Source organism: Micromonospora sp. NBRC 101691 (assembly GCF_030269285.1).
Classification (GTDB): domain Bacteria; phylum Actinomycetota; class Actinomycetes; order Mycobacteriales; family Micromonosporaceae; genus Micromonospora; species Micromonospora echinospora.
In genome coordinates, this window is record NZ_BSTB01000016.1 from 150,706 (window position 1) to 174,246 (window position 23,541).

Genomic DNA, 23,541 nt, shown 5'->3' on the forward strand with positions numbered 1-23,541 from the left:
CCGCCCCGGCCGGGCAGCGTGGCGACGGCCGGTGGGAACCCGTCCGGCTCGACACTCGGGAGAAGGCCCTGAACACCCACCACGACCCGCAGGAACCAGCCGGTGGCCCGGCCACCGGCTGGTGGACCGAAGCCGTCATCTACCAGATCTACCCGCGTTCCTTCGCCGACTCCGACGGCGACGGCATCGGTGACCTGCCGGGCATCACCGCCCGCCTCGGACACCTCGCCGACCTCGGGGTGGACGCGGTCTGGCTGTCCCCGTTCTACCCGTCGCCGCAGGCCGACGCCGGCTACGACGTGGCCGACTACCGGGACGTCGAACCGCTCTTCGGCACGCTCGCCGACGCGGACCGGTTGATCGCCGACGCGCACGCCCGCGGTATGCGGGTGATCGTCGACCTGGTTCCCAACCACACCTCGTCGGCGCACGCCTGGTTCCGGGCGGCGCTGGCCGCCGCGCCGGGCAGCCCGGAACGGCAGCGGTACGTCTTCCGGGACGGCCTCGGCCCGGACGGCGCGGAGCCGCCGAACGACTGGGAGAGCGTCTTCGGCGGACCGGCGTGGACCCGGGTGGACGACGGGCAGTGGTACCTCCACCTGTTCGACACCGCCCAGCCCGACCTGAACTGGGACAACCCCGAGGTCCGGGCGGAGTTCCTGGACGTGCTGCGGTTCTGGCTGGACCGGGGCGTCGACGGTTTCCGGGTCGACGTCGCGCACGGCCTGGTCAAGCAGGCCGACCTGGCGAACTGGCAGGAGCCGCAGGAGATCCTCTCCTCGGGCCAGGACGTCGACAAGCCCCGCCCGCCGATGTGGGACCAGGAGGGCGTGCACGACATCTACCGCGACTGGCGTCGCCTGCTGGACGGCTACGACGGCGAGCGGATCCTGGTCGCCGAGGCGTGGGTGGAGCCGGCCGAGCGCCTGGCCCGCTACGTCCGGCCCGACGAGATGCACCAGGCGTTCAACTTCGAGTACCTGCTCGCCGCCTGGACCGCGCCGGCCCAGTACGCGGTGATCACCCGCTCGCTGGAGGCCACCGACGGGGTCGGCGCGCCGACCACCTGGGTGCTCTCCAACCACGACGTGGTCCGGCACGCCTCCCGGCTCGGGCTGCCGGTCGGCACGCCCCGCCCCAACGGCATCGGCGTGGACGACCCGCAGCCGGACGCCGCGCTCGGCCTGCGCCGGGCCCGGGCGGCCACCCTGCTGATGCTCGCCCTGCCCGGCTCGGCCTACCTCTACCAGGGTGAGGAGCTGGGGCTGCCCGAGCACACCTCGCTCCCCGACGAGGTCCGGCAGGACCCGACCTGGGAACGCAGCGGACACACCGAGCGGGGTCGGGACGGCTGCCGGGTGCCGATCCCGTGGGAGGCCGACGCCCCGTCGTACGGCTTCGGGCCGACCGACGCGAGCTGGCTCCCGCAGCCGCCGCTCTGGGCCGAGTACGCACTGGACCGGCAGCGTGACGTCCCCGGTTCGACGTACGAGCTGTACCGCACCGCGTTGCGCCTGCGCCGGGAGCACGGGCTCGGCCGGGGCGCCCTGCGCTGGCTGACCTCCGGCGACGAGGTGCTGCACTTCCGCAACGGCCCGCTGGGCGTGCTGACCAACTTCGGCGCGACGTCGGTTCCGCTGCCGGACGGCGTGGAGCCGGTGCACGCCAGCGGCCCGCTCGACGACGGCCTGGTCCCCACCGACGTCACCGTCTGGTACCGCGCCTGAGGTGGTTTCGGTGGTGGTAGCAGGGGCCCCCTGTTACCGCTTTTTGACGTGCAGGGGTCCCCTGCTACCACCCGACGGGTAGCAGGGGACCCCTGCTACCACCTGGGCGGGTGCGGCGGAGGGGGCGGTCAGAGGCGTTCGGCTCGGGTGTGCAGGAGGGTGTGCACGTCGGCGATGTCCCGGGGCGAGGTCCGCGAGGCGAGCCAGTACATGATCCCGGTCGGCACGAAGAAGAGCTGGAACGCGGCCAGCCCGACGGCGAAGTTCAACGGCGGCGGGAACGCCCCCCGCAGGGCGTGGAAGGCCACCCCGACCAGGCCGTTCCCGGCCGCCCGGCCGACCCCGTTGACGAGGTTGCCGAGGCTGTAGACGGTGCCCCGGTGCTCGGGCGGGTTGACGTCGGCGATCAGGGCGAACCAGTTCGGCGAGTTCGCCGAGGTCAGGGCGAGCGCCAGGACGGCGGTGAGCAGGCTCAGCCCGACCGTCGGTTCGGTCAGCACGCTGGTCAGCACCGCGACGGTCACCGCGCCGGCGCCCGCGCCGTCCGGCACGTCGATCCGGATCGGCACGAAGAAGAGCACCACGTACAGCGGGACGGCCGCGAGGATGCCGACCGAGGCGACCAGCGCCCGGCCCCGTGGGGTACGCCGTTGCAGCGCGTCGCCGACCAGCCCGCCGATGATGGAGAAGACCCCGCCGAGCTGGAACAGGGTGGCGAAGACGCTGCCCACCACGATCGCGGTGGCCGCCGAGTATCCCTGGTCCTCGGCCCGTTCGGTGAACAGCACCGGCAGCCAGACCAACGAGCCGAAGGCGGCCTGCGCGGTGAGTCCCTGGAGGATCAGCCAGCGGTTGGTCCGCCGGTCCAGGATCCGGGGCAGGTCGGACCGGCTGATCCGGTAGTCGTACTCGGCACCGTGGGCGAGCGCGCCGGCCAGCTCCGGTTCGCTCTGTCCCCGCCGGACGTCGTAGGTGAACAGGTAGGCCGCCGTGGCGGCCAGACCGACCACGCTGAGCAGCAGGAACGGCCGACGCCACTCCGCCGCGCCGAGGATCCCGCCGACCAGGGTGCCGGCGAGCGTGCCGATGCCCTGGGAGAGTCCCCAGAAGCTCATCACCAGGCCCCGGCGGCGGGGCGAGATCAGGTCGGTGACCACCGAGAAGCCGACCGAGCCGACCGCGCCGAGCCCGACCGCCGCGACCAGCTGTGCCAGCAGGAAGACCGCGTAGCCGGGGGCGAACGCGCTGCCGGCCGTACCGGCCGCCCAGAGCAGTGTGCCGGCCATGAGCAGCGGCTTGCGGTTGGTCCGGTCGCCGACGTACGCCCAGCCGACCGCGGCCACCGCGCTGACCAGGAAGGTCACCGCGGTGACCAGCCCGACCATGCGCTGCGGCACGTCCAGCGAGTCGGCGATCGGACCGTACAGCGGCGGGACCAGTCCGATCGCGACGTTGTCCAGCGAGGCGAGGAGCACGAAGACGACGACGGTGTAGAGCCGGTGTGCCCGCGTACCGCCGCTGGTGGTGGTCATGTCCGGCACTGAACCAGGGTCAGATAACGACCGGGTGACGACGCGCGGGCGCCTCAGAGGTATCCGCCCGGCTCGTACCGGTCGGCGGGCGGGGTCGTGGCCCCGGCGCGCAGCGCGTACAGCTCGGCGAGGGTGGCCCCGCCGGGCGGCACCACCACCGTGGCCCCGCCGGACGACGCCCCGGTGCTCTCGCCGGGCGACGCCGCGTCGTCGCCGGTGTCGGCACCGAGCCAGTCGGTCGCCTCCCGGTGGGACAGCGGGCCCACCTCGATCCGGGCCAGGCACCGGCCGGGACGGGTGACCGCCGGGTGCAGCCGGGACAGGTCCTCGTTGGTGGTGATCGCGACGAGGACGTCCCGGCCCTGGCCGAGCAGCCCGTCGGTGAGGTTCAGCAGCCGGGACAGGGCCTGGCCGGAGGTCTGCCGGGCCTCGCCCCGGATCAGCTCGTCGCAGTCCTCGACGATCAGCAGTCGCCAGCGGGGGCCGCCCTCCGGCTCGTCCTCGTTGCCGACCGCCACCTCGGAGAGGTAACCGGCGTCGGCGAAGAGGACGTCCGGGTCGAGGACACAGTCCACCTGGCACCACTGCCGCCAGGCGTGCGTGAGGGCACGCAGCGCGGTGGTCTTGCCGGTGCCGGGCGCGCCGTGCAGGAGCACCAGTCGCCCCACCACGCTCTCCGGGGTGACGGTCATCAGCCGGTCCAGCTCGCGGCGGGCGGTGGCGGTGTAGTTGCCCCGGATGGTGGCCCACTCGGGGGTGACCACGGTCCGCACGTCCCGCTGCGCGCCCCGGCGCGGGTTCTGGTGCCAGAAGCCGATCCGGCCCGATCCGGCGTCCTCCGGGGCGGTCGCCCCGGCCACGATCCGGTCCAGCGCGGCCTGGCCGATCTCACCGCTGACCGCGGTGACGGTCACCTCCGCGCCGTAGCCCTTCCAGGTGACCACCCGCGCGGTCCAGCCGTCGCCGCCGAGCAACTGGGAACGTTGCCGGGCCTCGATGGCGGTGCGCAGCAGCCGCCCGTCGGCGGGGACGAGCTGCGCGTCGGGGCGGGCGCGGGGCAGGCGGACGGTGTGTGACCAGGGGTGCCGCCCGGTGATGAAGTCGGCGAGCGCCAACGCGTCGATGACGTCGCACGGGGTGTCCGTGTCGTCGTGACGCAGGACGGACGGCAGGGCCGGGACGGCCGCCGGCGCGGGGGCGGGCGCGTGGGGAAGGTCGAGCGACGGGGTGGGGAGGTCGAGCGACGACATCTGTCGATAATCGCGAGCCCGGCCTCCCCCGTACAGTCGTTTACCCGTCAGCGGGGCGGGCGAGGAACCGTTCCCGCGCCTCGGCGTACCGCTCGCGGATCGCCGGGACCGGTTCGGCGGCGTACTCCCCGGTGTCGCCGACCGACCACCGGGGCGGCTCCGCGCCACCGAGGGCGACCCAGGCGGCCTGGCGGGCCGCGCCGTCGGCGACGTACTCGCCGGGCGGCGGGACGAGCACCGGGCAGCCGAAGACCTGCGGCGCGATCCGGCGGACGGCCGCCGACCGCGCGCCCCCGCCGACCAGGACCACCCGCTCGACCCGGGCGCCCTGGGCGAGCAGGGCGTCGAGCCCGTCGGCGAGCGCGCAGAGCATCCCCTCGACGGCGGCGCGGGCCAGGTGAGCGGGGGTGGAGGTGCGCAGCGTCAGCCCGTGCACCGCCCCGCTGGCGTCCGGCCGGTTCGGGGTCCGCTCGCCCTCCAGGTAGGGCACCAGGACCAGCCCGTCCGCCCCGGGTGGGGCGGCGAGCGCCAGGTCGGCCAGGCCGGCGAGGTCGACCCGGAGCAGCGCGGCGGCGGCGTCCAGCACCCGGGCGGCGTTGAGCGTGCAGACCAGGGGCAGGTAGTGGCCGGTGGCGTCGGCGAATCCGGCGACCGTGCCGGTGGCGTCGGCGGCCGGGGTGTCGGCGACGCTGAACACGGTGCCGGAGGTGCCGATGGAGACGACCACGTCACCGGGGCGTGCCCCGACGCCGAGCGCCGCCCCGGCGTTGTCGCCGGCGCCGGGGCCGAGCAGCGCCCCGCCGGGCAGCCCGCCGAGGGTGCCGGCGGATTCGGCGGGGCCGAGCACGACGGGCACCTCCGGTCGCCGGCCGAGGGCCTGTTCGAGCAGGTCGAGCCGGTATTCGCCGGTGGCCGGGGACCAGTAGCCGGTGCCGCTGGCGTCGCTGCGGTCGGTGCGCAGGGCGGACAGGTCGCGCGCGCCGGAACGGCCCTGGGCCGCGCCGCCGCCGAGCCGCCAGGTCAGCCAGTCGTGCGGCAGGCAGACCGCGGCGACCCGGTCGGCGTGGGCCGGTTCGTGCCGGGCCAGCCAGCGCAGCTTGGCGACGGTCAGGCTGGCCACCGGCACGGTGCCGACCGCGTCGGCCCAGAACCGCCGGCCGGTCTCCCCCGCGCCGGCCTCGGCGACCAGCTCGGCGGCGGCGTGAGCGGAGCGGGTGTCGTTCCAGAGCAGCGCGGGCCGGACCACCCGGCCGGCGTCGTCCAGGCAGACCATGCCGTGCTGCTGCCCAGCCACGGAGACGGCGGCCACGTCGGCCAGGCCGCCGGCGGTGGCGACGGCGGTGGTCAGCGCGTGCCACCAGGCCTCCGGGTCGACCTCGGTGCCGTCCGGGTGCGGGGCCCGGGCCTGCCGGACCAGCGTGCCGGTCTCCGCGTCCCGGACGACGATCTTGCACGACTGCGTCGACGAGTCGACGCCCGCGACGAGCGGCATCGGCGGCCTCCTCAGCGCGCGCCGAGCAGGTGCTCGACGGCGAGCTGGTTGAGCCGGACGAAGCCGAAGCCCTTCGCGGCCACCGCGTCGACGTCCAGGTCCTCGAAGGCGGAGCGGTCGGCGAGCAGGTCGGCGGTGGTCTCGCCGGGGGCGAGGGTGGGCTCGGCCAACTCGGCGACCCGGCTGGCGGCGAGCGCCCCGGCCACCTCGGGGTCGGCCCGGAACGCCGCCGCCCGCTCCTTGAGCAGCAGGTACGTCCGCATGTTCGCCTCCGCCGACGCCCACACCCCGGTGACGTCCTCGGTGCGGGAGGGCTTGTAGTCGAAGTGCCGGGGACCGTGGTAGCCGGGGGCGCCGGTGACGCCGCCGTGTTCGAGGAGGTCGACCAGGGCGAACGCGTTGAGCAGGTCGCCGTGGCCGAAGACGAGGTCCTGGTCGTACTTGACGCCGCGCTGGCCGTTGAGGTCGATGTGGAACAGCTTGTCCTGCCAGAGCGCCTGGGCGATGCCGTGCACGAAGTTCAGCCCGGCCATCTGCTCGTGCCCGACCTCGGGGTTGAGGCCGACCAGGTCGGGGTGGGCCAGGGTGGAGATGAACGCCAGCGCGTGCCCGACGGTGGGGAGCAGGATGTCGCCGCGCGGCTCGTTCGGCTTGGGTTCGAGGGCGAAGCGCAGGTCGTAACCGGAGTCGACGACGTACTGGGTGAGCAGGTCGACGGCCTCCCGGTAGCGGTCCAGCGCGGCCCGGACGTCCTTGGCGACGTCGTACTCGCCGCCCTCCCGGCCGCCCCACATGACGAAGGTCTTCGCCCCCAGTTCGGCGGCGAGGTCGACGTTGCGCAGCACCTTGCGCAGCGCGTACCGCCGGACCTGCCGGTCGTTGCTGGTGAAGCCGCCGTCCTTGAAGACCGGGTGGGTGAAGAGGTTGGTGGTGACCATGGGCACGACCAGGCCGGTGTCGGCCAGGGCCTTGCGGAACCGGGCGATCCCCGCGTCCCGGGTGGTCGCGTCCGCGCCGAAGGGCACCAGGTCGTCGTCGTGGAAGGTGATCCCGTACGCGCCGAGTTCGGCGAGGCGGTGCACCGCCTCGACCGGGTCCAGGTCGGGGCGGGTGGCGTCGCCGAACGGGTCGCGGCCCGGCCAGCCGACCGTCCAGAGCCCGAAGGAGAACTTGTCGGCGGGGGTGGGACGGGGTGCCATGGCGGACCTCCGGGGTGGGGACGGGGGCTATTTGTTCACCGGTTGAATTATTTGGTCGCGGTGTGGCAGTGTCAAGGCTGTGAGCAGTTCCGCCGATCCCGTGCCGGGCGGGGCGGTCCGCCAGGCCAGCCTCCGCGAGATCAACCTCGCCCTGCTGCTCGGGCGGATCGCCGCCGCGCCCCGACCGCCGTCCCGCGCCGACCTGGCCGCCGCGACCGGGCTCACCCGGGCGACCGTCTCCGCCGTCGTCGACGACCTGATCGGCGGTGGGCTGGTCACCGAGGCCGAGCCCGCGCCGCGCACCGGGGCGGGCCGACCGGCCCGAGGGCTGCTGCTCGCCGGACACGGCCCGGCCGGTCTCGGTCTGGAGATCAACGTCGACTACCTGGCGGTCTGCGTGCTCGACCTGGCCGGCGCGGTCCGCCACCGCACCGTGCACCGGGCCGACCTGCGACCGCTCTCCCCCACCGAGACCCTCGCCCGCGTCGCCGAGCTGGCCCGGCGGGCCCGGACCGACGCCGAGGCGCAGGGTCTCACGCTGGCCGGAGCCGCGCTCGCCGTACCCGGCCTGGTGGACGCCGACGGCGTGGTCCGGCTCGCCCCCAACCTCGGCTGGCGGGAGGTGGACGTGCCCACGCTGCTCGCCGCCCATCCCCCGCTCACCGGGGCGGTGCCCGGCCTGCCCGCGCTGGTGGTGGAGAACGAGGCCAACCTGGCCGCCCTGGGCGAGCTGCACGCCGGGGAGCCCGGCGTCACCGACTTCCTCTACGTGTCCGGCGAGGTGGGCATCGGGGCCGGGATCGTGCTGGACGGGGCGCTGTACCGGGGCGCGCGCGGGTTCAGCGGCGAGATCGGCCACCTCCCGGTCCACCCGGAGGGCCGCCCCTGCCGCTGTGGCGGGCGCGGCTGCCTGGAGCCGTACGCCGGCCAGGAGGCGATCCTCACCGCCGCCGGCCTGACCGGGGCGGACGTGGCCGGCGACGCCGTCCGGCTGGCCCGGCTCGCCACCGGGGGCGACGCGGCGACCCTCGCCGCGCTGGCCGGGGCGGGGACGGCGCTCGGCGTGGCGGTCGCCGGGGTGGTCAACCTGCTCGACCTGGACACCGTGGTCCTCGGCGGCGGCTACGCCCCGCTCGCCCGGTGGCTGACTCCACCGGTGACCACCGAGCTGTCCCGACGGGTGCTCGCCGCACCCTGGTCCCCGGTCACCGTCCGCCCCGCGCTGCTCGGCGGGGACGCCGCCGTGATCGGCGCGGCGGGGTCGGTGGTACGCCGGGTCGTCGCCCGGCCCACCGCCTGGCTGGCCCGCGCCGGCTGACCCACGTCGGCCGGCGGGCGTCCGGCCGCCGGGCTCGGTACGCTTGCCGCCAAGCAACTTTCCGGACCCGAGGAGTTCCGCCCCAGCATGTGCACAGGCCAGCCGACCAGGGCGTCCGGCGACCGACGGTGACCACCACCCGCCGCGGAGGACAGGCCGGCCCGGTCAGCGACACCGGGCGGGCCCCGCGATCCGCCGACCGCCCCGCCGCCGACCGGAGCGTTCCCGGCGACACACTCGCCCGTGAGCTGCTCGACGGGCTGGCCGAGGCGGTCGTCACCGCCGACGCGCGGGGCGTGGTGAGCCTGGCCAACGCGATGGCCGCCGAACTGCTGCCCGAGGTGACCCCGGGCAGCACGCTGGCGGGGGTCGCCGTGCCGCCGCTCGCCGAGGCGGCCCGGGACGGCGCGGCCAGCTTCGAGGCCGAGCACCGGGGGCGGCAACTGCGCGGCGTCTGCCGACCCCTGCGCGCCGGTGGCTGCGCCTGGTACGTACGAGACGTCACCGACGAACGGACCCGCACCGACGCGCTGCTGGCCGAACGCTCCCGCACCGCGTTCCTCGCCCGGGCCGGCAGCCGGCTCGGGCTCTCCCTGCACCGGGAGCAGACGCTGCGGACGACGGTCACGCTGGCCGTGCCCTACCTCGCCGACGCCGCCGTGGTCGTCCACCGTCCCCCACCGCCCGCCCCGGCCGACGCCGGGCCGGTCTGGGTACGGTTCGCCGACGGTGACCCCGCGCCGGTCAGCGGGAGCGGCCCGGCCGGACTCCCCGGTTCGGTGCCCGGACTCGCCGAGGCGCTCGACGGGGAGCGGACCGACGCCAGCCCGTACCTCGACGCCGAACTGTCCGACCTCGGTCACGTGCTGCCGGCGGGCTTCGGTCGTCCCGGCAGCGCCCTGGTCACCCCGATGCTCGGGGCGGGTGGCGCGTCCGGAGCGCTGATCGTGGTACGCCGACCGGGCCGGGCCGGGTTCGACCGGCGCGACGTCGAGGTGGTCCGGGAGTTCGCCGCGCGGGCCGGGGCGGCCCTGGCCACCGCCGACCTCTACGGTGAGCAGACCCACCTGGCCCGGGTGCTCCAGACCAGCCTGCTCCCGCCGGAACTGCCCGAGGTCCCCGGTGTGTCGTTGGCCGGCGGCTACCGGGCGGCCGGCGACAGCCTGCGCATCGGGGGCGACTTCTACGACGTCTCGGTCACCGCCGACGGCGGCACGTTCGCCCTCGGTGACGTCTGCGGCAAGGGGGTCGGCGCGGCCGTGCTCACCGGTCGGGTGCGCCAGTCCCTCCAGACCCTGCGCCTGGTCGAGCCGCGTCCGCTGGAGCTGATGGCCCTGCTCAACCGGGCCCTGTTCGACGCGCCCGAGGCGACCCGGCGCAGCCAGTTCACCACGCTGCTGCTCGGCACCTTCACCGTGGAGCCGGACGGCGCGCTGTGCCTGCGGGTCGCCGGGGGCGGACATCCGTCACCGCTGGTCGTCGGGGCCGACGGCGACGTCCGGCCGGCCACCGTCGGCGGGATGCCGGTCGGGGCGCTGGCCTCCGCGCGGTTCGTCGAGACGCGGATCCGGCTCGCCCCCGGGGAACTGCTGCTGGCGTACACCGACGGGGTGACCGAGGCGCGCGGCGGTCCGGGGGTGCTGGAGATGTTCGGCGAGGCCCGGTTGCACCAGGCGCTCGCCTCGGGGGCCGGACTACCGCCCCGGGCCATGATCGACCGGGTGCTGCAACTGGTCGACGAGTGGCTCGACGGGCAGAGCCAGGACGACATCGCCATGCTCGCCATCGCCCCGACGTCGAACCACCCCGGGCCGTGACCGGGGACGGCGCGACGGCGCTCGGGGAGGCCACGTCCGACCCGGGGACCGTCGGTTCGTACCTGGACCATCTGGACCGGGTGGACCCGGAGGGTGCCGTCCGGCTCGCGCTCGACCTGCTCGACCGGGGCTGGTCGGTCGCGGACGTCCTGGTCGACGTGGTGGCCGTCGCGCAGCGGGAGATCGGCCGGCGCTGGCTGGCCGGACGGTGGAGCGTGGTCCAGGAGCACGCCGCGACCCACGTGAGCGAGCAGGTGGTGGCCGCCGTCAGCCGCCGGACCGGCCGTCCGTCCGGCCCCGGTCACGTGGTCATGGCCTGCGTCGAGGGTGAGTGGCACGCGCTGGCCGCGCGGATCGTCGCCGAGGTGGTCCGGGCCAGCGGCCGGCGGGTCACCTTCCTCGGCGCCAGTGTGCCGCCCCGCCACCTGGTCAGCTACCTGCACCAGACCGGTCCGGACGCGGTGCTGCTGAGCTGCGTGCAGTCGACCCGGCTGATCCGGGCCGCCCGGATGATCGCGGCGTGCCGGGCGGCGGACGTCCCGGTCGTGGCCGGTGGGCCCGGTTTCGGGGCGGACGGCCGCTGGGCCACGGCGGTGGGCGCCGCCGCATGGGGCGCCTCCGCGCGGGACGCGGTGCGGCTGCTGGACCGCCACGACCACCGGGGCCCCACGGGTGAGCCGGCACCGGCCGACGACGAGCACGTCGCGGTGCTGCGCCGCCGTCGCGACGTGGTGCAGGGGGTCACCGGGGCGCTGGGCCTGGCCGGGACCGACGCGGAGCCGGTGGCGCATGCCGCCGCCCAGGTGCTGGACGCGCTCGCCGCCGCGCTCCTGGTCGGCGACCCCGAACTGCTCACCGGATTCGTCCGGTGGCAGCGTGAGGCCCTCGGCGACCGTGGCTCCCTGGTCGAGCCGCTCCTGACGGGCTACGCCACCGCGCTCACCGACCACCCCCGCGCTCTCCGCTACCTGCGCCTCGCCCGATCCGACGGGTGACCGGCAGCCGTGCCGGGCCGGCCGACGGTGGCGGGCCGGCCGACGGTGGCGGGCCGGCCGACGGTGGCGGGCCGGCCGACGGTGGCGGGCCGGCCGGCAGGGTGCCGGTGGCCGTCCGCGTCCGCCCGTCGGTGGGCTCAGGCGGGACGGGCGGTGGAGGTCGGCGGCTCGTACGTCCGACGCCGGTCGACCGGTACGGCCGTGGACCGTTGCTCGGGCAGTCCGGGCGGGGGGCGGTGCGGCTCCGGTGGCTCCTCCGGGGAGCGTGGCTCGCCCCCGGGGCCACGGGGACCAGGTGGGAAGTGGCGCGGCCCGGCCTGCGCGGACCGGCGGGCGGCCTCCCGGAACTCGCCGAGCCCGCTCCGCAGCGCCTCCCGCCCGGCCGGGCTCATGCCCGCGATCACCTCGGCCAGTCGCGCCTGCCGGTCGGCCCGCAGCGCGGCGAGGAGCCGCGCGGCCTCCGGGGTCAGGTGCAGGGAGATCTCCCGGCGGTCGGACCGGCCGGGTTCGCGTTCGAGCATGCCGGCGGCGACCAGCCGGTCGCACAGCCGGCTGGCCGAGGAGAGCAGCATCCCGAGGGTGGTGGCCAACCGCCGGAGGTTGATCCCGTCGTGCTGCTCCACCACCATGACGACCCGGAGCTGCGCGGTGGAGAGTCGGTTCGTCGTCCGCTCCCGTGCTTCCTCCCACACGGACAACAGGGTGGCCACCGCGTCGTCGAGCGCGGCGGCCATACTCGTTTCTGGTTCCGGCGGACGGTGTTCTTCGGCCATCGTGTGCCTGAGACTACCCCTGAACCGCTGGTGAGCGGACTTTCCGAAGGAGCGGCCATGAGCGAACCGGTCAACCGGGCACGTACGGTCCTGACCGACGCGCCAGCGGATCTCCTGCTGGACCGGGTCGCCGCCGAACTGGCCCGGTCGTATGCGATCACCAGCGCCGAGTTGTTCCAGGTCGACTACCGGTTGTCGGTGCTGCTGCCGCTGCGCGAGGGCAAGCCGCTCTCCGAGCCCGGCCACCCCGGCTGGCGCTGCTTCGACCACCAGGAGCCGGTCCTGGTCGCCGGCACGGGCTACTTCCCGGTGGGCATGCGGGGCGAGCGGCGTGGCGTGCTCCAGCTGGCCCCGGTGCCGGAGGACCCGGTGGTCGTCGCCGAACTGGCCGAGATCGCCACCGTGCTCGGGCACGAGCTGTCCGCCGTGTCGGCGGGCACCGACGTCTACCGCACGGCACGACGCAGCCGGCGACTCACTCTCGCCGCCGAGATGCAGTGGGAGCTGCTGCCCGGACGCAGCCGGGTCCGGCCCTCGTTCAGCCTGGCCGGGCAGCTCGAACCGGCGTACGCGGTGCGCGGCGACAGCTTCGACTGGTCCGACGACGGGACCCGGCTCTGGCTGTCGGTGATCAACGGGATGGGCGAGGGCGTCGCCGCCTCGATGCTGACCTCGCTCGTCGTGCACGCGCTGCGCAACGCCAGGCGGGCCGGGCTGGGCCTGGCCGACCAGGCCGCACTGGCCGACCAGGCGGTCTACGCGCTGCACCACGGCGACCAGCACCTCTCGGTGCTGCTGCTGGAGCTGGACCTGCGGGAGGGGACGGTGACCGTGGTCGACGCGGGATCGCCCCGGCTGGTGCTGCTGCGCGGGGGCGAGGTGCACGAACAGCCGCTGGAGGCGCAGTTCCCGCTCGGCATGTTCGACGGGACCGACTACGACTCCCAGCAGTTCCGGCTGGAACGCGACGACCGGCTCTTCGTGGTCAGCGACGGGGTGGTCGAAGCCGCCGGACAGGACGTCCGGTACGGCGACACGGCGCTGACCCGGTTCCTGCGCCGGACCGGCCCGATGGCACCACTGGACGCCGTCCGGTCGCTCATCGGCGACCTGCGCGCCTTCGTCGCCGGGGACCTGATCGACGACGCGGTCGTGGTGTGTCTGGACTGGACCGGCCCCCAGCCCTGACGGCCGGGCTCTCCCGGTCGGCAGCGACTGACGGGAGGCGCCGCAGACGGGAGGCGCCGTCCGCCGGGGAGGCGGGACGGCGGTCGACCGGTCAGTAGGCGCCTCGGCTGTTGACCACCGCGCCGAACGTCTTCCACAGGATCGTCAGGTCGGCCGCCAGGGACCAGTTCTCCACGTAGTAGAGGTCGAGCCGGATGCCGTCCTCCCAGCTCAGATCCGATCGGCCGCTGACCTGCCAGAGCCCGGTCATGCCCGGCTTGACCAGCAACCGGCGGGCGACGTCGCCGTCGTAGCGGGCCACCTCGGAGGGGAGTGGCGGACGCGGACCGACCAGGCTCATGTGCCCGATCAGCACGTTGGCGAGCTGGGGCAGCTCGTCGAGGGACCACTTGCGCAGCAACCGACCGACCCGGGTCACCCGGGGGTCGTCGCGCATCTTGAACAGCAGCCCGTCGGTCTCGTTCCGGGTGGCCAACCCGGCGAGCATCGCGTCGGCGTTCACCACCATGGTGCGGAACTTGAAGACGCCGAACTCGCGTCCGCCCTGCCCGACCCGGACCTGCCGGAACAGCACCGGGCCCCGGCTGTCCAACCGGATCGCCAGGGCGATCAACGCCAGCAGCGGCCCCAGCAGGGCCAACGCGAACAGGGAGATCGACCGGTCGACGAGCCCCTTGACCAGCTTGCGGGCGCCCCGGAACTCGGGGGCCTCCACGTGGATCAGCGGCAGACCGGCGACCGGCCGGGTGTGGATACGCGGGCCGGCCACGTCGGTCAGCGCCGGAGCCAGCACCATGTCGATCCCGGTGCCCTCCAACTGCCAGCCGAGCCGGCGCAGCCGGGCCGCGGTCAGCTCGGCCGAGGCGGTGATCGCCACGGTGTCCGCCCCGATGGCCTCGGCCGCCTCCACGATGCCCCGGAACGACCCGACCACCGGCACGTCACCCAGGCGCTGCGGGACCGGGGCGAGCAGGGCGTCCGGAATGCAGGCACCGGCCACGTGGTAGCCGGCGTACGGCTCGCGGCGCAGGGTGTGCACGAGTTCGAGCACGTGCGGGGTGTCCCCCACCGCCAGCACGCGCCGGGACCAACCGGCCCCCCGGCAGCGGTCGAGGTGCAGCCGCTTGCGGGCGGCGAACCGGGCCACCAGCAGTCCGACGGTGCCGACCGCCAGGGTGATCGCGAGGAAACCACGCGAGACACCCACGTCGGCGATGTAACCGGTGATGGCGATCGTCGCGGCCAGCCGGAGACTCGCCGAGGTGACCCGGCGGTACTCGTCGGCGCCGTAGCCGAGGAGTCGGTCGTCGTAGCAGCGCAGGACCTTCAGGGAGAGCAGCCAGGCGATCATCAGCCCGGGGGCCACCAGGACGTACGGGATCTCGGAGCCGCGCGGCTCGTACTCACCGAACCGGGTCACGTAGCCCACCAGGACGGCCATGGCGATGATGGCGGTGTCGAGCACCACCAACGTCCGGATGTAGGCCCGTTCGTCGGCTCGGGCCGCCCGCGTCGACCGCTTACCGGCGGACGCGGACGACATCGAGGCGGGGGTCAACAGCGCCGAGGTCAACGACCCTCCCCACTAGCGTCGATGGCACCCCGCCCGGACCGGCCCCCGGTGGCCGGTGCCGCGGAGCACCGGGACATCTTCCCCCAACAGCCATCGGTGAGGGTAGCCACGGACGGAATGCCGTCAGTAGGAGTGTCCGATGTGGACCTTGGCGGCGCGCTGTCCGCACCTGACGCCCCGGAGCCGCCCGTCACCTGTCCGGCCGGTCAGCGCGGTGCGTTCGGCCGGAGCGCGACCGCCCGGAGGAAGATCTCGCCGATCTTGTTCGGGTCCTCGGTGACGAAGACCCCGCCACCGGTGACCTTGGTGATCGCCTCCAACTCGGCACGGCTGACGTCCCCGCCGATCCCGATGATCACGACTTGGACGGGTCGGTCCGGGTCGGCGATCCGGGCCAGCTCGGCGAGCAGCTCCCGCTGGCTGATCCCGTCGGCGTCCTCGTTCTTGCCGTCGGTGAAGAGCACCAGCGAGTTGACCCGACCGGGCTCCCAGTCGTCCTGGACCGTCCGGTAGGCGGCGAGCACCGTGTCGTAGAGGCCGGTGTCCCCGTCCGGCGTGGGACGGATCGCCTCGAGCGCGGTCTTCAGCTGGCTCCGCTGGTTGGAGAGCGGCCCGATCGGCACCAGCTCCCGGTAGTCGCGACGGCCGACCATCTCGGTGGAGAAGGTCCACAGCCCGACCGCCCACGAGTCGTCGACGAGTTCCATGCCCCGGAGGGCGGCGGCGACGGTGACCTGCTCGCGGGTGGCGTTGCCGGCGGTCGGCACCGGCTGCTTCATCGAGCCGGAGACGTCGATGACGCAGAGCATCCGACCGGACTGGGTGGCGATCGACCACCCCGACACGGCGGCGTCGACCGCCGAGGGATCCGGCCCACCGGCCGCCGTGCCGCCGCTGCCCTGCGGGACCACGTCCCCGGCCGGCGCCCCCGCCGGGGCGTCGAACCCGGCCCCGCCGACCCCGTCCGGCCCGCGCAGCGCCGCTCCGGCCAACCGGTCCCGGAACGCCGGGGCGGTGAGCGCCCCGAACAGCACCTCCGCGGCGGACGCCTTGGCCGGCTCGATTCCGGGCAGCACCGCGTACGGGTAGTCCAGTGGCAACGGCGAGGGGTCCAGGTAGAGCGCGGCGAGCGGTACCGGCGGCTGGGTCCGGTTGTAGGCGATCACGTCTTCTTCGGAGAGGGCGGCGGCACCGAGACCGGCGGCGAGGGCGGCCGGATCGGTGGAGCGGGGGAACCGGGCGAGCAGGTCCTGCCGCAGCGCGGACCGGCCGGTGGCCAGTGCCCGCAGGGCGGCCGTCTTGGCCTGCTGGCTGTCCTCCCCGCCCGCGCCCGCCGCCGCGGTGAGGGCGAGCAGCCCGGCGAGGCCGGCGGCGTCCCGGGTCGGTTCGACGATCCCGGTCCGCAGCTTCGAGTCGGTGTTCATCTGCCGGACCAGGTCGGTCCAGGTCAGCTTCTGCTGCGGCCAGCCCAGCCGGGTGGCGACCGGCTCCGGCATGGCGACCACGACGGGGCTCCGGGCGATCGACCCGCCGTTGCCGGGGGCGAAGGCGGTGGCACCGCTGTTCCTGATCCGCAGCAGCCAGGTCGACGAGTCCGGCACCCAGACGTCGGGGGTGATCGCCGTACCGCTGGCCTGGCCGACGCCGGACAGGGTGACGCCGTGCTTGCCGGCGACCGCCGCCGCGACCTCGACCGGCTCCTGGGCGGAGACCTGGACGGTGACGCAGGTGCCCCCGGCCGCCGCGCCCCCGTCCGCCCACTGCGCGGCCGCCGCCTGCACCACGGGGGCGATCTCGGGGGCCGCCGCGACGGTCAGCTCGACCTGGCCGGAGCAGCCCGGCCGGGCCAGTTGCCGGTAGCCGAACCACGACCCGGCGACGACGACGACAAGCGCCGTCGCTGACGCGACGGCGCCTGCTCCGCGAAAACCCGAACGCATGCGATGGCGGCCCGACACCCTGACCATGTTGCGGACCGATGAACGACGCGGCTACCACCGTTCGGACGAAAGTTACACAGGATGAACAGTTGACCTGCGGTTATTCACAATCCTTCACGCAGGGTCATGAACAGGTGGTGACGGGATCACAGCAGGACGCAGCTCGGGCTCGGCACCGGTACCGGTTCGCCCGCCGGCTCGGGCACGCCGGTGGCCGGGTCGACGCGGAAGGCCCGGACCATGTCGGCCCGCTGGTCGGCCAGGTAGAGGTCCCGCCCGGACCAGGCGAAGTGCCGGGGCCACTCCCCGCCGGTGTCCACCTCGGCGACGAGTTCCGGAAGCTCGCCGTCGATGGCGAAGACCGCGAGCGTGCCGACGCCCCGGTTGGCGACGTAGAGGAACCTGCCCTGCGGCCCCACCGCGATCTCGGACGGCTGGACGTGTCCGGCCCGGCCGCTCGCCGGCACCCGCCCCCGCTGGCACAGCGCCCCCTCGGCGTCCCGCGCCAGGACGGTGACCGTGCCGTCCAACTCGCCGACCAGGTAGACCCGCCGGCCGTCCGGGTGGCGGGTCAGGTGCCGGGGCCCGGTTCCGGGCTGGGTCCGCACCTCGGGAGCGCGGGGCGTCAGCCGGCCGGTGGTGGCGTCCAGGTCGTACCGGTACACCGCGTCGGTGCCCAGGTCGACGACGTAGAGCGGCCCGCCGTCGGGGTCCGGCGAGACCATGTGCGCGTGGGCCTTCTCCTGCCGTTCCGGGTCCGGGCCGTGCCCGGAGTGCACCACCAGGTCACTGCGCCCGGCCGGCGCCCCCGCCCCGTCGAGCGGGAAGACCGCCACGCTCCCCCCGCCGTAGTTGGCGGCGACCAGGTGACGGCCGTCCGGCGTGACCGCCAGGTGGCAGGGCTCCGCCCCGCCCGTGTCGCCGGTGCCGAGCGGGGCCAGGTCGCCGTCCGGGCCGATCCGCCAGGCGCTGACCTGCCCCTCGGGCAGTTCGTTCGCCGCGTAGAGCACCGGCAGGGTCGGATGCCGGACCAGGAACGACGGCGACGCGGTGACCGCCACCGTGCCGAGCGGCGTCAGCGCTCCCGTCTCCGGGTCGCGGCGGGCCGCGACGATGCCGTCACCCGTCCCGCCGCTCTCCCTGGTGTAGCCGCCGATGTGGACGACGTCCCCCTGGTCGGTCACGGCGTCGCCTCTCCTTCCGTCCGGGTCGATCCCACCAGCCTTCCCACGATCACCCGCCGGTGAACCCGCTGCGCCGGACTTTTCCGCCCGGTCCCGGGGAATCCCCCAGCTGGCAGATCCTCCGGCCGGGCATCGTCCGGACCGCGTCGACGATCAGCGCCGTCGAGGTCAGGCGGCCGGCTCGCCGCGCTGCGCGGCGACATGCTCCACCAGGGCGACCAGCACCAGCTTGCCGGACTGGCGGTCGCGGGCGTCGCAGAGCACCAGCGGCACGTCCGGGTCGAGGTCCAGCGCGTGCCGCACCGAGTTGAGGCTGAACCGACGGGAGCCGTCGAAGCAGTTCACCCCGACCACGAACGGGATGCCCCGCTGCTCGAAGTAGTCCACCGAGGGGAAGCAGTCGGCCAGCCGCCGGGTGTCGGCGAGCACCACCGCGCCCAGCGCGCCAAAGGCCAGCTCGTCCCAGAGGAACCAGAACCGGTCCTGTCCGGGCGTGCCGAAGAGGTAGACCTGGAGGTCCTCGTTGATGGTGATCCGACCGAAGTCCATGGCGACCGTGGTGGTGGACTTGCCCTCCACGCCGAAGGTGTCGTCGGTGCCGACGCCGGCGCTGGTGAGCACTTCCTCGGTCTGCAACGGGCGGACCTCGCTCAGCGCACTCACCAGGGTCGTCTTGCCGGCCCCGAAGCCCCCGGCGATCAGGATCTTCAGTGCCAGCGGAACCTGCTGGCCGGATCCGTCACGGTCAGAGTGCACGGAGTCCATTCGCCACCGCCTTGAGGATGTTGTCGTCGGGAAGGTACGCAGTGGACGGCGGCTCGTGCACGGTGACGAGTCCGCCGGTGAGCAGGTCGCCGAGGAGCACCCGGACCACGCCGATGGCGAGGTTGAGGTGCGCGGCGAGTTCCGCCACCGACACCGGCTCGACGGCCAACTCGACCAGGTGCCGGTGTTCCGGGTGCAGGTGGGGGTGGTCGTCCGGGTCGCTGTCCCGGGTGGCCAGCACGAACGCGACCAGGTCGAAGTCGCCGGCGGCCGGGGCGACCCGTCCACCGGTGACGGCGTACGGGCGGACGACCGGACCGGCCTCGTCGTCCAGCCACTCGTGCCGGGGCCCCGGCGGCTCAGCCTGCATCGGCCACGTCCGTCGAGGCCCGGGACGGGGCGCTGAGCGTCTCGCCGACCCGGGTCACCAGCATGGCCATCTCGTACGCCACCAGGCCGATGTCCGAGTCGGCGTCGCTGAGCACAGCCAGGCAGGCGCCCTGACCGGCGGAGGTGACGAAGAGGTACGCCGACTCCATCTCGACCACCGTCTGACGCACCGGTCCAGCGGCGAAGTGCCGGCTGGCCCCCTTCGCCAGGCTGGCGAACCCGGACGCCATGGCGCAGAAGTGCTCGGCCGCGTCCCGTTCCAGCCCGGCGGAGGCGCCCAGGAGCAACCCGTCCGCGGAGAGGACCACCGCCTGCTGGGCGGCCGGCACCCGGTCCACCAGTTCGTCGAGCAGCCAGTCGAGATCGGCGGCCTGCCTCGTGGGTTGCACCACTACCCGTCCCTTCCACGTCCGGTGACAGTTTCGACGGACGCTCCACCGGGCCGCACCCGGGGTAGCTCCGTGGTCGGTTGGTCCGCCGTCGCCTCGGCCGGGACGGCCGGAGCGGTCGGCACCGTGGGGGCGTCGACCGGCCCGGTGCCGGTGGCGGACGGCCCGGCGGCAGTCCCGTCCGGCGCCGACGGCGCGGCGGCGGAACCGGCCGGATGAGCGCCCGCGCGCCGGCCCTGGGCGGTGCCCGACTGGAGCGCCGCCATCGCCGCCCGCACCTGCTCCGGCGTGCGCGGCGACGGCTCGACGGGCACCGGACGGCGGGGCTGCCGGGCGGGGCCCCGCTGCCGGATCCGCCGGGGCAGTCCGTCCGGGCCGACCGGGATCTCGGCCGGTCCCGGCCGCGCCGCCGTCAGCGGCACCACCGAGGGGGGCTCCGACCGTCGGCGCGCCGAGCGGATCGAGCGGGGTCGGGGCAGCGTGCTCAGCTTCGTCACCTTGGCCATCCGGTCGCCGGACCGGTCGGCGGCCGGTCGCGGCGGCTCGGTGGTCATCAGGTCGGGTGGTAGGAGCACCACGGCGGTCATCCCGCCCTGCGCGCCGGCGGTCAGCCGCACCCGGACACGGTGCCGGGCCGCGAGCCGGGCCACCACGAAGTGACCGAGGCGGGCGCTGGTCGCCGGGTCGAACTCCGGGGACCGGGCGAGTCGGCGGTTGGCCGCGTCGATCGCGTCGGCGGTCATCCCGAGGCCCCGGTCGGAGATCTCCACGGCGTACCCGTTGGGCAGCATCTCGCCGTGGACCCGCACCCGGCTCTCCGGAGAGGAGAAGGAGGTGGCGTTCTCGATCAGCTCGGCCAGCAGGTGGATCACGTCGCCGACGGCCCGGCCGACCACCGCCGCCGGCCGCACCGGGGCGATGTCCACCCGGTCGTACGCCTCGACCTCCGAGATCGCCCCCCGGACGACGTCGAGCACGGCGACCGGGTTGCGCCAGCCCCGCCCCGGCGCCGCCCCGGCCAGGATGACCAGGGCCTCGGCGTGCCGACGCATCCGGGTGGCGAGGTGGTCGACGCCGAACAGCTCGGCCAGCTCCTCCGGGTCCTCGGTACGACGTTCCATCCGGTCGAGCAGGGCGAGCTGCCGGTGCACCAGCCCCTGGGTGCGCCGGGCGATGTTGAGGAAGACCTGGTTGAGCCCGTGCCGCAGGGCCGCCTCGTCCACTGCCGACTGGACCGCGGTCCGTTGGACGGCGCCGAACGCCTGCCCCACCTGACCGATCTCGTCGGTGCCGAACTCCAGGAGCGGGGCCTCCCGGGCGACGTCGACCTCCGCCCCCTGGCGCAGTCGGGCCACCACGTCGGGCAGTCGCCGCTCGGCCAGTTCGGTCGCGGCCGTCCGGACCCCGGTCAGCCGCCGTACCAGTGAACGGCCGACCCGCAACGCCACCACCAGGGAGACCACCACGGCCACCAGGCCGAGCAGTCCGGCGGCGGCGAGCCGGCCGAGGATGCCGAGGGCCGCCGGCACCGACCGCTCGGTCAGCGCCTCCGCCTCGGCCAGCTCGAAGTCCCGCAGCTGACGCTGCACGACGTCGTGGGTGCTCTGCCAGGCCCGGGCGTCCACCGACGGCGGGTCGCCGGGGTCGGCGGCGACCAGCTCGTCCTGCATCCGCCGCAGCCGGAGGAAGTCCGCTCCCTCGGTCAGCTGCTGGAAGGCGCTGTGGGTGGCCGCCGGCAGGTCGTCGACGGCGACGGCGGTGACGTACCGCTGGTTGCCGATGGTCTGCACGAGCGCGGCGTGCTCGCCCCGGGCGAACCGGCCGGCGGTGAACGCCCCGGCGGCGAGCGAGTCGGTCTGGCCGAGCAGTTCCCGGGCCTGGCCGAGGGCGCTGATCGCCCGCGCCTGCCGGGTCAGGCCGACGTCCGGACCGGTGGCCATGGCGGAGTAGGTCTGGAACAGCGTGTCGAGCATGTCGGTGTAGAGACCGTGCGCGCCGGCCCGGTCCACCTGCCGCCGGTCGATGAAACTCCGTCCGGCGGGCAGCGCCTCCAGGGCCGTGAACAGCCGGTCGAGGCGGGCGTCGACCAGGTCGTCGGCGGCGTCCCGCAGGTCCCGGCCGCCGGCCCGGCTCCGCAGCTCGGCCACCGCCTCGTCGGTCCGCCGCCGCTGGTCGGACAGCTCGGTGACCTCGCCGGGGCCGGCGAGCCGCACCACCGAGAGCCGGCGCTCCCGTTGCAGCTCGACCACCACCCGGTCACCGGGCAGGCCCAGGTCCCGCAGCAGGGTGCGGGCGGCGAGCAGGTCGAGGGCCGGTCCGAGGGCCAGTGTGGTGGCGAAGATCCACAGTGCCAGCAGGGCGGCCACCGGGACGACGACCAGCGCGGTCAGCTTGGTGCGGATCGGCCAGTCGTGAGAGTTCATCAGCACCTCGCCCGGAAGGTGTGGCAGGAGTGGCGCCGGCAGCCGGCCGGGCAGCGACGCCCGGCGCACCGGGCACCGGTACGAGCGCCTTGGGCAGGATACGTAATCGTGCGCTGATGCACTACCGTCCGTTCCGTCCGCTGGGTTCCGGCTCGGTCCCATTCCACCGTGGACGAACGTACGCGGACACCCCGTCACGGGTGCGACGGGGTGTCCGGTGACCGTTCCCGGTCGGGTACCGGTCAGTCGTCCTGGCCGGCGGCGGGCGGGGTCGCCATCTTGTGGTTCTGCCCCGGCGTGCAGAAGTGGTGGAACGTGACCGTGGCGCTGACGTCCAGGGCCTCCACCCAGTGCCACCAGCCCACCGGAACGAGCAGCATCTGACCGGGTTCCAGGACGGTCTCCAGCACGGTCGCCTCGGCGAACCGGGGATGCCGGACCGGGTCCGGCTCGGCCGCGTCGACCGCGCTGAACGTGCCGCCCCGGGGGTAGACGAGGTGCCGCTCGTACGACGGCACGAGCCGGACATGCTTGCGGCCCAGCACCTGACAGAGCAGCACGCTGCTGTTGTCCACGTGCAGCGGCGTGACCGTACCGGCCGGGCCGAGCAGCAGGTGCCCGACGGCCTCCGGAGCCACGATGCCCTCCGGGGTCCGCACGTCGGCGGCGAGTGGCCGCAACGGACCGGACCAGTTCTCGTTGCGGGGGACCATGTAGTAGTCGTTCGTGTGGACGCCGGAGCCGAGGGCCGCCAGGTAGTCGCGGAACGGCATGGTGGTGCGGTGCCGGTCGTACTGCCAGGCGTGGTCCGGGTTGGCATCCCGACCGGTCATCACCTCGACCAGTGCGTCGCCGCACTTCGTGGCCAGGCTCTCCAGCGTCCAGTCGAGGGCGGGCCAGTCCGTCATCATGCCGTCGAGCAGGACCGGCCGGTTGCCGAAGTAGTACCGGGAGAAGAACTCCCCCGGCGGGAGGTCCGCGCGCTGCTCCAGCGTGCCTCCCCCGTCGCTGTTGCGCAGCGACCGGTAGGTGTCCAGCACGGACTCCATCCAGTCGTAGCGCAGCGCGAGCCGTCGGCACACGGCGAAGTACGGGTGGGCGGTGAGTTCGGCCAGTTCCGCGTCGACGGCGTCGGCGTCGCCGCACCCGGCGACCGCTGCCGCCCGCGCCTCGTCGACGGAGGCGCCCATGGCCAGGTTCTCGGCGAGCCACTCCCGCCAGGTGTCGCCGAGCCGGGCCGGGGCGTGCAGCGTCGTCATGCCGCTGCGGGCACGGCGGTCAGCTGGGCCGTCCGCACCCTCTCCTGGCAGGTCGGGTACGAGTTCTTCACGTGCGCCGGGAAGTGCTCGGCGGCCGGCGGCGGAGTGAGCCGCGCCGCACGGGCGTACTCGTAGCAGTTGACGTAGGAGTTCTTCACGTGCGCCGGGAAGTGGTCGGCGGCCGGCGGCGGGGTGAGCCGCGCCTCGCGGGTGTACTGGTCGCAGTTGATGTAGGAACCCTTGACGTGGGCCGGGATGTGGTCCGGGGAAGAGGTCATGACCGACAGTCAACGGGCCGCGCCGTCCCGCTCGCCAGGGACCGGTGTC

The 23,541-nt window shown here is 74.6% G+C and carries 19 protein-coding genes; 5 read left to right on the forward strand and 14 right to left on the reverse strand.

Going from position 1 to position 23,541, the window contains the following annotated elements; all coding sequences use genetic code 11:
- Positions 1-68 precede the first annotated feature (68 nt).
- Positions 69-1,727 carry a glycoside hydrolase family 13 protein gene (locus tag QSK20_RS23085; RefSeq protein WP_285790719.1) on the forward strand — a complete coding sequence of 553 codons (1,659 nt, stop codon included), beginning with the start codon at positions 69-71 and terminating at the stop codon, positions 1,725-1,727.
- Between the two features lie 128 nt (positions 1,728-1,855).
- Here the strand turns inward: QSK20_RS23085 and QSK20_RS23090 are convergent, their stop codons facing one another.
- From QSK20_RS23090 to xylA, 4 genes are read right to left on the reverse strand one after another with little or no spacing between them, the layout of a single operon-like run.
- On the reverse strand, positions 1,856-3,259 hold the full coding sequence (locus tag QSK20_RS23090; RefSeq protein WP_285790680.1) for an MFS transporter: 1,404 nt from the start codon (positions 3,257-3,259) through the stop codon (positions 1,856-1,858).
- 53 nt (positions 3,260-3,312) lie between these two features.
- Complete coding sequence (locus tag QSK20_RS23095) at positions 3,313-4,509, reverse strand: DUF5925 domain-containing protein (protein ID WP_285790681.1); 1,197 nt, start codon at positions 4,507-4,509, stop codon at positions 3,313-3,315.
- 40 nt (positions 4,510-4,549) lie between these two features.
- Positions 4,550-6,001 carry a xylulokinase gene (xylB, locus tag QSK20_RS23100; RefSeq protein ID WP_285790682.1) on the reverse strand — a complete coding sequence of 484 codons (1,452 nt, stop codon included), beginning with the start codon at positions 5,999-6,001 and terminating at the stop codon, positions 4,550-4,552.
- Between the two features lie 11 nt (positions 6,002-6,012).
- Entirely contained in the window at positions 6,013-7,200 is a 1,188-nt protein-coding gene (gene xylA / locus QSK20_RS23105; protein WP_285790683.1) for a xylose isomerase, read from the reverse strand.
- 79 nt (positions 7,201-7,279) lie between these two features.
- Here xylA and QSK20_RS23110 point away from each other — a divergent pair, with 79 nt between their 5' ends.
- The 3 genes from QSK20_RS23110 (at position 7,280) to QSK20_RS23120 (ending at position 11,330) form a co-directional block, all read left to right on the forward strand.
- Complete coding sequence (locus QSK20_RS23110; RefSeq protein WP_285790684.1) at positions 7,280-8,518, forward strand: ROK family transcriptional regulator; 1,239 nt, start codon at positions 7,280-7,282, stop codon at positions 8,516-8,518.
- A gap of 128 nt (positions 8,519-8,646) precedes the next feature.
- Positions 8,647-10,335, forward strand: a complete 1,689-nt coding sequence (locus tag QSK20_RS23115) for a SpoIIE family protein phosphatase (protein ID WP_285790685.1) — start codon at positions 8,647-8,649, stop codon at positions 10,333-10,335.
- Positions 10,332-11,330 (forward strand): cobalamin B12-binding domain-containing protein, encoded by a 999-nt coding sequence (locus QSK20_RS23120; RefSeq protein WP_285790686.1) that lies wholly within the window; start codon positions 10,332-10,334, stop codon positions 11,328-11,330. Before QSK20_RS23115 ends, QSK20_RS23120 begins: the two co-directional genes overlap by 4 nt.
- Positions 11,331-11,467: 137 nt before the next feature.
- Here the strand turns inward: QSK20_RS23120 and QSK20_RS23125 are convergent, their stop codons facing one another.
- Complete coding sequence (locus QSK20_RS23125) at positions 11,468-12,103, reverse strand: MarR family winged helix-turn-helix transcriptional regulator (RefSeq protein WP_285790687.1); 636 nt, start codon at positions 12,101-12,103, stop codon at positions 11,468-11,470.
- Positions 12,104-12,160: 57 nt separating this feature from the next.
- Here QSK20_RS23125 and QSK20_RS23130 point away from each other — a divergent pair, with 57 nt between their 5' ends.
- Positions 12,161-13,291, forward strand: coding sequence for a PP2C family protein-serine/threonine phosphatase (locus tag QSK20_RS23130; protein ID WP_285790688.1), 1,131 nt, complete (start codon positions 12,161-12,163; stop codon positions 13,289-13,291).
- 91 nt (positions 13,292-13,382) lie between these two features.
- Here the strand turns inward: QSK20_RS23130 and QSK20_RS23135 are convergent, their stop codons facing one another.
- The 9 genes from QSK20_RS23135 to QSK20_RS23175 form a co-directional block, all read right to left on the reverse strand.
- Positions 13,383-14,864 (reverse strand): sugar transferase, encoded by a 1,482-nt coding sequence (locus QSK20_RS23135; RefSeq protein ID WP_416902665.1) that lies wholly within the window; start codon positions 14,862-14,864, stop codon positions 13,383-13,385.
- A 206-nt stretch (positions 14,865-15,070) separates the two neighbouring features.
- On the reverse strand, positions 15,071-16,804 hold the full coding sequence (locus QSK20_RS23140) for a VWA domain-containing protein (protein ID WP_285790689.1): 1,734 nt from the start codon (positions 16,802-16,804) through the stop codon (positions 15,071-15,073).
- A gap of 146 nt (positions 16,805-16,950) precedes the next feature.
- Positions 16,951-17,988, reverse strand: a complete 1,038-nt coding sequence (locus QSK20_RS23145; protein ID WP_285790690.1) for a lactonase family protein — start codon at positions 17,986-17,988, stop codon at positions 16,951-16,953.
- Positions 17,989-18,156: 168 nt separating this feature from the next.
- The gene (locus tag QSK20_RS23150) at positions 18,157-18,753 is read right to left on the reverse strand and encodes a GTP-binding protein (RefSeq protein ID WP_285790691.1); all 597 of its coding nucleotides are present in this window, start codon (positions 18,751-18,753) and stop codon (positions 18,157-18,159) included.
- Positions 18,734-19,123 carry a DUF742 domain-containing protein gene (locus QSK20_RS23155; RefSeq protein WP_285790692.1) on the reverse strand — a complete coding sequence of 130 codons (390 nt, stop codon included), beginning with the start codon at positions 19,121-19,123 and terminating at the stop codon, positions 18,734-18,736. The genes QSK20_RS23150 and QSK20_RS23155 overlap by 20 nt, the downstream gene beginning before the upstream one ends.
- On the reverse strand, positions 19,113-19,535 hold the full coding sequence (locus QSK20_RS23160) for a roadblock/LC7 domain-containing protein (RefSeq protein WP_285790693.1): 423 nt from the start codon (positions 19,533-19,535) through the stop codon (positions 19,113-19,115). The genes QSK20_RS23155 and QSK20_RS23160 overlap by 11 nt, the downstream gene beginning before the upstream one ends.
- Positions 19,535-21,955, reverse strand: coding sequence for a sensor histidine kinase (locus QSK20_RS23165; protein WP_285790694.1), 2,421 nt, complete (start codon positions 21,953-21,955; stop codon positions 19,535-19,537). The genes QSK20_RS23160 and QSK20_RS23165 overlap by 1 nt, the downstream gene beginning before the upstream one ends.
- 242 nt (positions 21,956-22,197) lie before the next feature.
- Positions 22,198-23,214: a cupin-like domain-containing protein gene (locus QSK20_RS23170; protein WP_285790695.1), complete on the reverse strand. Its 1,017-nt coding sequence runs from the start codon at positions 23,212-23,214 to the stop codon at positions 22,198-22,200.
- Positions 23,211-23,492 (reverse strand): hypothetical protein, encoded by a 282-nt coding sequence (locus QSK20_RS23175; protein ID WP_285790696.1) that lies wholly within the window; start codon positions 23,490-23,492, stop codon positions 23,211-23,213. The genes QSK20_RS23170 and QSK20_RS23175 overlap by 4 nt, the downstream gene beginning before the upstream one ends.
- Positions 23,493-23,541: the final 49 nt, after the last annotated feature.